General features: G+C 67.4%; 11 protein-coding genes and 1 other RNA gene. 5 read left to right on the top strand and 7 right to left on the bottom strand.

Annotated elements, in window-relative coordinates; all coding sequences use genetic code 11:
* Window positions 1–48: 48 nt before the first annotated feature.
* From RBB34_RS01680 to ffs, 5 genes are all read right to left on the bottom strand, one after another.
* On the bottom strand, window positions 49–1,269 hold the full coding sequence (locus tag RBB34_RS01680; protein WP_306117431.1) for a lytic murein transglycosylase: 1,221 nt from the start codon (window positions 1,267–1,269) through the stop codon (window positions 49–51).
* Between the two features lie 98 nt (window positions 1,270–1,367).
* Window positions 1,368–1,976 carry a recombination mediator RecR gene (gene recR, locus RBB34_RS01675; RefSeq protein ID WP_306117430.1) on the bottom strand — a complete coding sequence of 203 codons (609 nt, stop codon included), beginning with the start codon at window positions 1,974–1,976 and terminating at the stop codon, window positions 1,368–1,370.
* A gap of 55 nt (window positions 1,977–2,031) precedes the next feature.
* Window positions 2,032–2,355, bottom strand: coding sequence for a YbaB/EbfC family nucleoid-associated protein (locus RBB34_RS01670; protein WP_306117429.1), 324 nt, complete (start codon window positions 2,353–2,355; stop codon window positions 2,032–2,034).
* A 13-nt stretch (window positions 2,356–2,368) separates the two neighbouring features.
* On the bottom strand, window positions 2,369–4,219 hold the full coding sequence (locus RBB34_RS01665) for a DNA polymerase III subunit gamma/tau (protein WP_306117428.1): 1,851 nt from the start codon (window positions 4,217–4,219) through the stop codon (window positions 2,369–2,371).
* Window positions 4,220–4,316: 97 nt separating this feature from the next.
* An RNA gene (ffs, locus tag RBB34_RS01660) (signal recognition particle sRNA small type) lies at window positions 4,317–4,414 on the bottom strand.
* A gap of 71 nt (window positions 4,415–4,485) precedes the next feature.
* Here ffs and RBB34_RS01655 point away from each other — a divergent pair.
* Window positions 4,486–4,890 (top strand): HIT family protein, encoded by a 405-nt coding sequence (locus RBB34_RS01655; protein ID WP_306117427.1) that lies wholly within the window; start codon window positions 4,486–4,488, stop codon window positions 4,888–4,890.
* A gap of 43 nt (window positions 4,891–4,933) precedes the next feature.
* Window positions 4,934–5,869: an NAD(+) diphosphatase gene (nudC, locus tag RBB34_RS01650; RefSeq protein ID WP_306117426.1), complete on the top strand. Its 936-nt coding sequence runs from the start codon at window positions 4,934–4,936 to the stop codon at window positions 5,867–5,869.
* 72 nt (window positions 5,870–5,941) lie between these two features.
* Here the strand turns inward: nudC and RBB34_RS01645 are convergent, their stop codons facing one another.
* Together RBB34_RS01645 and RBB34_RS01640 are read right to left on the bottom strand one after the other, a co-directional pair.
* The gene (locus RBB34_RS01645) at window positions 5,942–6,805 is read right to left on the bottom strand and encodes a prephenate dehydratase (protein WP_306117425.1); all 864 of its coding nucleotides are present in this window, start codon (window positions 6,803–6,805) and stop codon (window positions 5,942–5,944) included.
* Window positions 6,806–6,831: 26 nt separating this feature from the next.
* Window positions 6,832–7,560 carry a 3-deoxy-manno-octulosonate cytidylyltransferase gene (locus RBB34_RS01640; protein WP_306117424.1) on the bottom strand — a complete coding sequence of 243 codons (729 nt, stop codon included), beginning with the start codon at window positions 7,558–7,560 and terminating at the stop codon, window positions 6,832–6,834.
* A 159-nt stretch (window positions 7,561–7,719) separates the two neighbouring features.
* Here RBB34_RS01640 and RBB34_RS01635 point away from each other — a divergent pair, with 159 nt between their 5' ends.
* The 3 genes from RBB34_RS01635 to RBB34_RS01625 all read left to right on the top strand — a co-directional run bounded on the left by RBB34_RS01635 (window position 7,720) and on the right by RBB34_RS01625 (window position 12,408).
* Window positions 7,720–8,544 carry a cytochrome c family protein gene (locus RBB34_RS01635; protein ID WP_306117423.1) on the top strand — a complete coding sequence of 275 codons (825 nt, stop codon included), beginning with the start codon at window positions 7,720–7,722 and terminating at the stop codon, window positions 8,542–8,544.
* Window positions 8,545–8,662: 118 nt separating this feature from the next.
* A complete protein-coding gene (locus RBB34_RS01630) occupies window positions 8,663–10,537 on the top strand; it encodes an extracellular solute-binding protein (RefSeq protein WP_306117422.1) in 1,875 nt (624 codons plus the stop codon).
* Window positions 10,534–12,408, top strand: coding sequence for an extracellular solute-binding protein (locus RBB34_RS01625; protein WP_306117421.1), 1,875 nt, complete (start codon window positions 10,534–10,536; stop codon window positions 12,406–12,408). The genes RBB34_RS01630 and RBB34_RS01625 overlap by 4 nt, the downstream gene beginning before the upstream one ends.
* Window positions 12,409–12,425: the final 17 nt, after the last annotated feature.

The raw sequence follows: 12,425 nt of genomic DNA, 5'->3' as shown, positions 1-12,425 counted from the left end.
GCCAAACCGCGCTGTTTTTGCAGTTGCGAATGCATCGCTGTGAACCGGTCATCGGATGGCGCGCAGCAAGGCGGTGCTGGGAAAGCAGGTCGGCGCGCGGCCGTTCTTCTTCTGCCAGTCGCCGATGGAGCGGCGGGTCTTGAAGCCGGGCAGGCCGTCGGCGCCGCCGACATCGTAGCCCTGGCCCTCGAGCACCCGCTGCATGGCGGCGATGTCGGAGCGGTAGAGCGTATCGACCGGCCGCCACGGGCGCTTGAAACGGCCCGACGACCACTGGATGCGATCGCCGGCATTGCCGACGAACAGCGCGTAAAGATCGCTTTCGTTGTATTTCTTGAGCACATAGAAGTTCGGCGTGACGATGAAGGCCGGCCCCGACCGGCCCGCCGGCATGAGCAGATAGCCCTCCTGGCGCAGTTCGTGGTCGGGAAAGGGCCGGCCGGAGACGCGGGTCACGCCCATGGCGACCCAGTCGCGGATGGTCAGGCCCTGGTCCGGCCCCTCGAAGCTGCAGGAGATCTCGGCGGGCACATCGACCTCGAAACCCCAGTCGCGGCCGGCCTGCCAGCCGAAATGGCTCAGATAGTTGGCGATCGAGGCAAGCGTGTCCGGCACCGATGTCCAGATGTTCGGCTTGCCGTCGCCATCGAAATCGACGGCATGCTCGAGATAGGACGAGGGCAGGAACTGCGGCTGGCCGAGCGCGCCGGCCCAGGACGATTTCATCTGGCCGGGGCCGGCCAGGCCGCGCTCGACCATGGTGAGCGCTGCGACCAGTTCGCCCTGAAACAGCGGGGGCCGGGTCGACATGAACGCCTTGGTGCCCAGAACCCGGAACGCGTCATGGGGAATGGCGACGCCGCCGAAGGCCGATTCGCGGCCCCAGATGGCAAGGATGATGCGGCCGGGCACGCCGTATTGGCGCTCGATGGCGGCGAGCGTGTCGGCATGCCGGCTGGCGAGCCGCTGCCCCTGGGCGACGATGGCGCCCAGATTGTTCTCGTTGAAATAGCGCGCGGGCGCGGAGAACTCGGCCTGACGGATGCGCCTGGGCGTCGTCTCGCCGGGCCGGACGAGGCCGGGAATGTCCGTATCGAGGCGCTGGCCGGCCATGACGCGGTCGAAGGTGGCGCGGCTGACGCCGGCGGTGCGCGCCTTCGGCCAGACAGTCTCGCGCAGAAAGGCCTCGTACTGGCCCTGCAGATCGGCATGGGCGGTGGCCGGCACGAGCGTCACGAGGGCGAAAAGGAGCGCGGCAAGGCGGATCATGGGCGGTCTCCGGGCGCGATTGCGATGGCGCCACACTATGCCGGCCTTTTCGAAGAGACTATGGCCGGATGCCTGGGCAGCACGGGATCGGACGCATTTCAGAAGTCGGTGCGCGCCGCGAGCGCTGCCGACAGTGTGCCCTCGTCCAGATAGTCGAGCTCGCCGCCGACCGGCACGCCGTGGGCGAGCCGGGTGATCTTGACGCTCATGCCTTCGAGCTGGGCCGTGATGTAATGGGCCGTCGCCTGCCCCTCGACCGTGGCGTTGACGGCCAGAACCAGTTCCTCGACGCCGCCCTCGGCGACGCGGTCGACAAGCGCCCCTATGTTGAGATCATCGGGGCCGACGCCATCGAGCGGAGACAGCGTGCCGCCAAGCACGTGATAACGCGCGTGCAGATCGGCGGCGCGTTCGAGCGCCCACAGATCGGCGACCTCGGCGACGACGATGATCGTCGCCTCGGTGCGGCGCGGATCGGTGCAGACCGAACACGGATCGGCAGTGTCGACATTGCCGCAGCGCGAGCAAACCCGCACCTTGGCCGCCGCGTCGGCCATGGCCGCGGCGAGCGGCTCGAGAAGCTGCTCGCGCCTGTTGATCATGGCGAGCGCGGCGCGGCGCGCCGAGCGCGGCCCGAGCCCGGGCACCCTGGCGAGAAGCTGGATCAGCCGCTCGATCTCCGGCCCTGCGATTCGTTTCGATGACATGGTGGCGGTCTAGGGTCGGCTGAGCATCAGCACGCGCGGTGACACCCAACGGACCCTAGAACGGCATCTTCATGCCCGGCGGCAGCGGCAGGCCGGCGGTGACTTCCTCGGTCTTTTCCTGGACGATCTGCTCGATCTTGCCCTTGGCGTCCGAATGGGCGGCCACGATCAGATCCTCGAGGATCTCGACATCGTCTTCGGAGAACACGGACGGGTCGATCCTGACGCCCTGCATGGCGCCCTTGCCGTTGAGCGTCACCGTGACCATGCCGCCGCCGGCGGTGCCATCGGCCGTCAGCGTCTCGATCTCGGCCTGCAGGGCCTGCATCTTCTCCTGCATCTCCTTGGCCTTATTCATCAGGCCCATAATGTCGCGCATCTCGCTCTCCCGGTCAGTCGGTTTCGCTGGAGTCATCGGGGTCGATGACCGCTTCGTCCCTTACCATATCGGCCGTCGGCAGCGCTTCGTCCACCGCACCGGCATCGTTGAGGCGCACATCGACGACCCTGGCGCCCGGAAAAGCCTTCAGTATCGCGGCCACCTGCGGGTCGCGCGAGGCGTCCGCCAGCAGCGCGTCGCGACGGTCGAGTTCGTCCTCCTCGAGCGTCTTGCCGCCGGGCTCCCGGCTGATCGTGACGATCCAGCGCGTTCCGGTCCAGTCGCCGAGCTTGCGCGACAGATCGCCGGCGAGCGTCGGCGGCGCGTCCTCGGTGACATTGACGGCCAGCCGTCCCGGCTCGACCGAGACGAGCCGGACACATTTGCGGATCGTCACCTTCATCAACGGATCGCGGTGCCTTTCGGCAAGGTCGGCGAGATCCTGTAGGCTCTCGATGCGCACCGCCGGCGGCGCGGGCGCGGGCGCCGGCTCGGGGTCGCTTGCGGGCGATTGGGGCCGCGGCGCGCCGTCGGCGACCAGGCGCATGGCCGTCGCCGCCCCGCCCTGCGGCGATTGCGGCATCGCCACGGCGGAGACGGGCGCGGCCTGGGCATGCGGCGCGCTGCCGACCGGTTCGGAGGGCGGCGGTGCGGACGCGCCCGGTGCCTGGCGGGCGGGCGCCGGCGCGGACGGGGCGTCATCGAGCTTCCTGAGTGCCTCGTCGAGCGTCGGCAGGGTCGCGGCGTGGGCGAGCCGGATGAGCAGCATTTCGCCGGCGGCGTAGGGCCGGGCGGCGCTCTCGCATTCAGCGATGCCCTTGAGCAGCATCTGCCAGGCGCGCGCCAGCACGGTCACCGACAGGCTTGCTGCGAACCGGCGACCGCGCTCGCGCTCGTCGGGCGACAGGGAAGGGTCCTCGTCGGCCGCGCCCTCGATGAAGCGCAGCCGCGTGACGAGATGGGTGAACGCGGCCAGATCGTTGAGCGTGACGACCGGGTCGGCGCCGACATCGTAGAGCGCCTTGTAGCCGTCGAGCGCCTCGGCGACGCGGCCGGCCATCACATGCTCGAAAAGATCGACGATGCGCGAGCGGTCGGCGAGGCCGAGCATGGCGCGCACCGCCTCGGTATCGACCGTGCCGTTGCCATGGGCGATCGCCTGGTCGAGGATCGACAGCGCATCGCGCACCGAGCCTTCGGCGGCGCGCGCGATCATGGCGAGCGAGGCGTCGTCGACGGCGACCTGCTCCCGTTCGGCGACCCAGCGCAGATGGCCGGTGAGTTCGCCGATCTCGATGCGGCGCAGGTCGAAGCGCTGGCAGCGCGACAGCACCGTGATCGGCACCTTGCGGATTTCGGTGGTCGCGAAGATGAACTTGGCGTGCGGCGGCGGCTCCTCAAGCGTCTTCAGAAGCGCGTTGAACGCCTTTTCCGACAGCATGTGGATTTCATCGATGATGTAGACCTTGTAGCGGGCCGAAACCGGCGCGTAGCGCACCGAATCAATGATCTGCTTGACGTCGTCGATGCCGGTGTGAGACGCCGCGTCCATCTCCACGACATCGACATGGCGGCCCTCCATGATGGCCTGGCAATGGATGCCGGGAACGGCAAGGTCGATGCTCGGCCGATCGACGTCATCGGTCCGGTAATTGAGCGCACGGGCGAGAATGCGGGCGGTGGTCGTCTTGCCGACGCCGCGCACGCCGGTGAGCATCCAGGCCTGGGCGATGCGGTCGGCGGCAAAGGCGTTGGTGAGCGTGCGCACCATCGGCGCCTGGCCGATCAGCGCGGTGAAATCGGCCGGGCGGTACTTGCGCGCCAGAACGCGATAGGGATGGGCCGCAGGGGCGGACTCGCTCATGGACAAGACCTAGCGCATATGGACGGGCGATGGCCAGTACGCGCTGGTGCCATGGACAGCTCAATCGCCAAGGCGGGCCGTGCCATCGGGAAAGTGGGTGGGAGGCTGGCACGGCGACCCGTGCCGGGGCTCGTTAGGGCTGCTTCCTTCCGGACCTGACCCGGTTGGCGAGTGGCGCGTCCGCCACCAACCTCCCGCTGCCGATATCGGCCTTTTGACGGCCGATTGCAAGTCGCATCGGCCGACAAACCTGCTAACGTGGCTTAATGACCACGTTCGAACTCGACCCGCGGATAGACCGCGAAACGCTCTTGGTGACCGATCTGGGGCTGACCCAGTTGCGGCTGATGAACGACCGGCGCTTCTTCTGGCTGATGCTGGTGCCAAAGCGCCCGGACATCACCGAGGTGCACGAACTGTCGCCGCTCGACCAGACCATGCTGACCTTCGAGACCGCGCAGATCGCCCGGACGCTCAAGACCGTGACGGACGCCGACAAGATCAATGTCGCCGCCCTCGGCAACAAGGTGCGCCAGTTGCACGTGCACGTGATCGCGCGCTTCGAAGGCGATCCCGCCTGGCCGGACCCGGTGTGGAGCGCCGGCGCCGGCGAACCGTATCGGCCGGGCGAGGCGCAGGCCTTCATCGACCGGTTCTCAGCGGCGTTCTGAGCGTGTAGAACGGCGCGACCACTTGCCCGCGGACCGACCCTTCATGCCTCCCATCCCCGACGAGCCAGACGCGCCAGAGCCCTCCGCGCGGACCGGCTTTGCGGGCAACCGGCTGGAGCGAAGATCGGAAAAGCGCCACGCCAATTCGGTATCGGAGGCGCTGGCCGACCCTCGCGCGCGGGTTCTGCTGCTCGGCGAGGGCCGGGCGCTGCTGCGGCCCAATGGCGCCGGGCTCGGCGCCTGGTTCGGCATCGACGATGCGGACGCATTCGGCGCGCGGGCCGAGCACGCGGTTCTGCTGGGCTATCGCACCGATGGCGCGCCGGCGCTGGCCGCGCCGGTGGACGAGCAATCGCTCGCCGAGGGCGACCTGACGGCGATCGACTACCGGTCGATCCACATGCAGGGCCTGCTGGACGCCGAGACGCTGGGCGCGCTGGCCCAGGGCGCCGCGCTGATCGCCTGGCATCGCAGCCACCGGTTCTGCTCGCGCTGCGGCCACCAAAGCGCGATCGCCGATGGCGGCTACAAGCGCGTATGCGGACATTGCCAGGCCCAGCATTTCCCGCGCACGGACCCGGTCGTCATCATGCTCGCGGTCGCACCGGACGGCCGGCGCTGCCTGCTCGGCCGCAGCCCGCATTTTCCGGCCGGCATGTATTCGTGCCTGGCCGGCTTCGTCGAGCCGGGCGAGACGCTGGAGGATGCGGTGCGCCGGGAAACCGAGGAGGAAGCGGGCGTGCGCATCGGGCAGGTCGGCTATCACGCCAGCCAGCCCTGGCCGTTTCCGCACACGCTGATGGTGGGCTGCTATGCCCGGGCGCTGACCGAGACCATCACAGTCGACGACGAACTGGAGGATGCGCGCTGGTTCGAGCGCGGCGAGATCCGGGCGATGATCGCCGGCGCGCATCCGGACGGGCTGAAGCTGCCGCCGCAGGGCGCCATCGCCTCGCTGCTCATCCGCGACTGGCTGTAGCGGGGCGCCCGAACCGGCGACCCGGAGCGCTCCGCGAGGCGATCGAACCGTTCTGCCGAAGCAGCCGCGCCCTCACGCCTTCCCGGTGCGCCGGATGTCGGCGCCGCGATAAACGCCCAGAATGCGGAAATGGTCGGAGAAGAATCGCGCCTCCTCGAAGGCGAGACGCACATTGTCGTCGTCCGGATGGCCCTCGATATCGGCGTAGAACTGGGTGGCGAAGAAGGCGCCGCCGAGCTGGTAGCTCTCCAGCTTGGTCATGTTCACGCCATTGGTCGCAAAACCGCCCATGGCCTTGTAGAGCGCGGCGGGGATGTTGCGCACGCGGAAGACGAAGGTGGTCATCATCAGTTCGTCGGCGGCCTTGCGGATCGGGATGTAGGGCGCATTGGACAGGACGACGAAGCGCGTGACGTTGTTCTCCTGATCCTCGACGTCGTTGGCGATGATCTTCAGGCCGTGCAGTTCGGCGGCGAGCGCCGGCGCCAGCGCGGCCATGGTCGGATCGCCGGCTTCGGCGACGAAACGCGCCGCTCCGGCGGTGTCGCCGGCGACGACGCCCTCCCAGCCATTGTCGCGGACGAACTTGCGGCACTGGCCCAGCGCGTGAATGTGGCTGTGCACGGTGCGGATGGCCGAACGGTCCGTGTCCGGCAGCGCCATGAGCTGGAAATGGATCGGCAGGAAATACTCGCCGACGATGTGCAGGTTGGATTCGGGCAGAAGCGAGTGAATGTCGGCGACGCGACCGGCAATGGTGTTCTCGATGGGGATCATGGCAAGCGCGGCCTGGCCCTTCTCGACCGCGCTGAAGGCGTCCTCGAAGGTCGCACAGGGCAGCGGCGTCATCGCCGGATACATGTTGCGGCAGGCCGTGTCGGAATTGGCGCCCGGCTCGCCCTGAAAAGCGATCAGTGTGGTCGCATCGTCGGTCATCGATGGCCTTCTTCCTGTCGGTTCGTTCAGCCGGCGAGCACAGCGCGCGCCCTTTGAAGATCGGCCGGTGTATCGACGCCGAGCGGCGCGGTGTCAACGAGGCGGGCATGGATGGTCATGCCGGCCTCGAGCGCGCGCAACTGTTCGAGGCGTTCGCGCTTTTCGAGCGGCGATTGCGGCAGGGCGACGAATCGGGCCAGCGCCCGGCGCCGATAGGCGTAAAGGCCGATGTGGTGATAGAGCGGGCCATTGCCCCATGGCGCCGTGGCGCGGGTGAAATACAGCGCGTTCAGGACCCTGGGGCCGACCGGCGAGCCGACGATCTTGACGACGTTGGGATCGCTGCGCTCGGCTTCCTCGACGATGACGGTGCCGAGCGTTGCGATGTCGCAGAAGGGGTTGGCGAGCGGGGCGAGCGCGGCGCCGATGTCGCCTGGCGCGATCGTCGGCAGATCGCCCTGCACGTTGATGACGACGTCATGGGCGCCATCGGGATCGAGTAGCTCGAGCGCCTCGAAGATCCGGTCCGAGCCGGACTGATGATCGGCGCGCGTGGCAATGGCGCGGTGGCCGTGCCGGACGACGGCATCGAGGATCGCCCGGTCGTCGGTTGCCACGACGACCTCGGCGCAATCGGCCTCGCGCGCCCGGTCGGCGACATGGACGATCATCGGACGGCCGCCGATGTCGGCGAGCGGCTTGGCCGGCAAGCGGGTCGCCCCCATGCGCGAGGGAATGACAATGATCGGCTTCATCGGGCGAGGCAGGCCATGGCGGGCAGGTGGCAAAAGGTCTCAATCGGTACGACCTTATATGTGTTGCAAGCCTATCGCAAAAGACATAGGAGACAGCCCATCTGCGACGGGCGCCCGCCCGTCCAGTTCAACCATGGTTGATCGGGAATCGGGTTTTCTATGAACTATAACATGTACGCCGGCGCGTTCCTGGGGACGGTGTTTGTGCTGATGACCGTCGGCATCGCCGGAAACGCCATCTTCTCCACCGAGCCACCCGAGGAAGAGGGCTTCGCCATCGCCGTTGCGGACGATGCACCGGCCGAACCCGCCGAGGAAGACGAGGGCCTGCAGCCGATCACGCCGCTGCTGGCGAGCGCCGATATCGGCAATGGCCCGAGCGTGTTCCGCAAGTGCCAGTCCTGCCACAACATCGAGGCGGACGCGGCCAACAAGACCGGACCGAACCTGTGGAACGTCGTCGGCATGCAGGCCGCCAGCAAGGAAGGCTTCAGCTATTCGGCGGCGATGTCCGAATACGGCTCGGAAGGCAATGTGTGGGATTTCGAGGCGCTGAACCGGTTCCTGGCCGCGCCGGGCGATTATATCGATGGCACGTCGATGGGCTTTGCCGGGCTGCGCCGTGAGGGCGAACGCGCCGACCTGATCGCCTGGATGGCCGAACAGGGGGACGAACCGGTGCCGCTGCCGAGCGAGGACACCGCCGCCGACGATGCTGCCGCGGACGACGAGGCGCCGGCGGACGAAGCGCCCGCGGACGGGGAGGCTCCGGCGGACGAAGCGCCCGCAGACGGGGAGGCTCCGGCGGAAGAGGCGACCGCCGACGAGGAGGCTCCGGCGGAAGAGGCGACCGCCGACGAGGAACCTGCGACGGAGGAAGCGACCGCCGAGGATGCCGCGGCCGAGGAAACCGCGCCGACGGACGGTGCCGCCGCGGCCGAACAGGCCCCCGCGCAGGATGGCGAAGAGGCGCCGGCCCAATAGCGGCGCACGAAGTTTTGAGGACGCAGCGACCGGTTGCGTCCTCGCGCCGCAGATTGGGGCTTTGAAATGCCGCAAAGGCCACTACTGTATCTGCAAAGGCAGATCGGGAGGTTTGGCTGTGGCATTTGCGATATCGAACACGCTCACACGCATCATCGCGCTCGGCACGATTGTCGCCGCACCGGTGCTCGCCACAGAGGCGAGCGCGCAGCGCGCCGAGGACGATGCGCCCTGGGTGCACGCCTCGGCGCTGGTCGGCGAGCCGCAATACCCGCCCGATTTCGAGCGGTTCGACTACGTCAATCCCGACGCGCCCAAGGGCGGGACGCTGGAGTTGTCGGAGACCGGCTCCTTCGATACGCTCAACCCGATCCTGACCAAGGGCGAGGTCGCAACGGGGCTGGGCCTTGTCTATGAAAGCCTGACCACCTCCTCGCTCGACGAGATTTCCGCCGATTACGGCCTTTTGGCCGAGGCGCTGAGCTATCCGGAGGACTATGCCTGGGTGAAGTACCGGCTGCGCGAGGGCGCGCGCTGGCACGACGGCGAGCCGGTGACGGCCGAGGACGTGGTCTGGTCGTTCGACAAGCTCGTCGAGCTCAACCCGACGCAGCGCTTCTACTACCAGCATGTCGTCCAAGCCGAGGCGCTCGACGACCGAACGGTCCTGTTCACCTTCGACGAGAAGAACAACAAGGAACTGCCGCACATTGTCGGCCAGGTCCTCGTCCTGCCCAAGCACTGGTGGACCGCAACCGATGCCCAAGGCAATCAGCGCGACATCGCCTCCTCGACGCTGGAGCCGCCGCTCGGCTCGGGTCCCTACCGGATCACCGAGGTCAACGCCGGCTCGTCGGTCACGTTCACGCGGGTTGAGGACTATTGGGGCCGCGATCTGCCGGTCAATGTGGGCAAGCACAATTTCGGCGAGATCGGCTACACCTATTTCCGCGACCGCGACGTCGAATTCCAGGCGTTCAAGGCGGGGGAGTTCGATTTCTGGAGCGAGAACGAGGCCAAGCGCTGGGCGACCGCCTATGACTTTCCGGCGGTCGAGGAAGGCCGGATCAAGCGCGAAGTGCTGGAGAACGCCTACCGGACCCGGGGCATCCTGGTCGGCTTCATCCCCAATCTGCGGCGCGAGATGTTCCAGGATCCCAGGGTGCGGCGGGCGCTGAACCAGGCCTTCGATTTCGAAACGCTCAACGAGACCATCTTCTACGACCAGTACGAGCGGGTGGATTCGTTCTTCTACGGCACGCCGCTCGCCCATGAAGGGGCGCCGGAGGGGCGCGAACTGGAAATCCTCAACGAGGTGCGCGGCCAGGTGCCGGACAGCGTGTTCGAAGGCGAATACGAAAATCCGGTCGCCGGCAGCCAGCAGGCGCTGCGCGACAATCTGCGCGAGGCGGTGCGGCTGTTCCGCGAAGCCGGCTACGAATTGCGCGACGGCCAGATGGTGGATTCGGAGACCGGCGAACCGTTCGAGTTCGAACTGCTGCTGAACGGGCCGATCATCGAGCGCGTCGCCCTGCCCTATGCCGAGGATCTGCGCAAGATCGGGGTGACGATGAATGTCCGCTCGGTCGAGCCGTCGCAATTCGTCACGCGGCTCAGGGCGCGCGACTTCGACATGATCTATTCGGGCTGGGCGCAGTCGCTGTCGCCGGGCAACGAACAGTTCGACTATTTCGGTTCGGCTTCGGCCGACCGCGAAGGCTCGCGCAACTATGGCGGCGTCGCGGACCCGGCGGTCGACGCGCTGATCGAAGAGGTGGTCTTTGCCCCGGATCGCGACGATCTGATCGCGGCGACCCGGGCGCTCGACCGGGTGCTGATGGCGCAGCAATTCGTCATTCCGTCCTACACGGCGCGCAATTCGCGGATCGCCTACTGGAACAAGTTCGATCACCCCGATCCGCTGCCGTTCTATTCGATCGGCTTTCCGACGGTGTGGTGGTACGACGCCGACAAGGCGGAGGCGATCCAATGATCATCGATCGCCGGCGCTTCTTGACGGTGGCCGCGGGCGGATACGTCGCCTCGGCCGCCTTTCCAAGGCTCTGTCTGGCCGCCAACCCGACCGGCGTGCCGCGGCACGGCCTGTCGGCATTCGGCGACCTGAAATACGCGGCCGGTTTCGCCGCCTTCGACTATGCCAATCCGGACGCACCGGTCGGTGGCACGTTCAACTTCCAGCCCGGCTACTGGTACTTCAACCAGAACACCCAGACCTTCAACACGCTCAATTCCTTCGTGCGCCGGGGCGACGCGCCGCCGCGCATGGAGATGTGTTACGACTCGCTGGTGGCGTCGGCCCATGACGAGCCGGACGCGGTCTATTGTCATGTCGCCGAGACGGTGACGATCTCCCAGGACGGCAACCGCTTCACCTTCAGGCTGCGCGACATCGCCCGGTTCCACGACGGCACGCCGATCACGGCGGCCGACGTCAAGTTCAGCTACGACACGCTCAAGGCCGAGGGCCACCCGCAGCTTTCGCTGCCGCTCGACCCGCTGGCCGAGGTCATCGCCGAGGACGCGCGCACGGTGACGCTCGTCTTCGACGGCACGCAGTCGGCGCAGGCCATCCTGTCGGTGGCGGGCTATCCGATCCTGTCGGCGGCCTATTATGCGGACCGGACCTTCGACGAATCCACGCTCGACGCGCCGCTCGGCTCGGGTCCCTACCGGGTCGGCGACTTCAGTGCCGGCCGGTACATCGAATATGAGCGCGTTCCGGACTACTGGGCGCGCGGCATCGGCACCGGGCGCGGCACCGGCCATTTCCAGACCATCCGCATCGAGTTCTATGCCGAGCGCCAGGCCGGATTCGAAGCCTTCAAGAAGGGCGAGATCCACTGGCGGCGCGAATTCACATCCAAGACCTGGGCGACCGAGTACAATTTCCCGGCCGTGGAGGAAGGCCAGGTCGTCCAGCGCCTTTTCGACGACCTGAAGCGGCCGGGCATGCAGGCCTGGGCCCTGAACCAGCGGCGCGAGCGCTTCAAGGACCGACGCGTGCGCGACGCGATCGGGCTGTGTTTCGATTTCGAATGGACCAACCAGAACCTGTTCTACGGGCTCTATGCGCGCAGCCAATCGATCTTCGGCGGATCGCAATACGAGGCCGCCGGAACGCCCGACGAAGACGAGACCGCGCTGATCCAGGCGCTGGGCGCCGATCACCAATTGCCCGACGGCATCATGGATGACGCCTATATCCAATCGGCCGCCGACGGCTCGGGCCGCGACCGCGCGCGCCTGCGCGAGGCGACGCGCCTGCTCGAGGAGGCGGGCTGGACGGCGGGCGGCGACGGGCTGCTGCGCAACGCGGCCGGCGAAACGCTCGATGTCGAGTTGCTGATCCGCGCCTCGGTGTTCGAACGCATTTATGGCCCCTTCGTCGAGGTCATGCGCATGGTCGGCATCAATGCCGGGCTGCGCCTGGTCGATCCGGCCCAGTATCAGGCGCGCACCGCCGAGTTCGACTTCGACATGGCGGGCTTCGCGCTGACCTGGGGCGCAACGCCCACCGAACCGAGCCTTGAGGGTGTGCTCGGCTCGAAATCGGCCGAACTGCCCGGCTCGCGCAACTGGCCGGGCACGGCCGACCCGCTGGTCGACGCGCTGATCGCGCGGGTGGGCGATGCGGAGAACCGCGACCAGCACGAGACCGCCATGCGGGTTCTGGACCGGGTGTTGCGTTTGCGCCGCGACTGGATTCCAAATTGGACCGCGCCGAATCAGTTCATCGCCTATTGGGACATGTTCGGTTTCGGCGAGATGCCGGACTATTTCTGGCCGGTCGAGGCGCTGTGGTGGTTCGACGAAGACAGGGCAAGGGCGATTGGCAGGGCATAGCGCGACGACATCGACGG

The organism is Roseitalea sp. MMSF_3546 (assembly GCF_030732865.1).
GTDB lineage: Bacteria > Pseudomonadota > Alphaproteobacteria > Rhizobiales > Rhizobiaceae > Roseitalea.
Note: the sequence above shows the minus strand (reverse complement) of the source record. Positions and strands in the feature narration are given on the sequence as shown.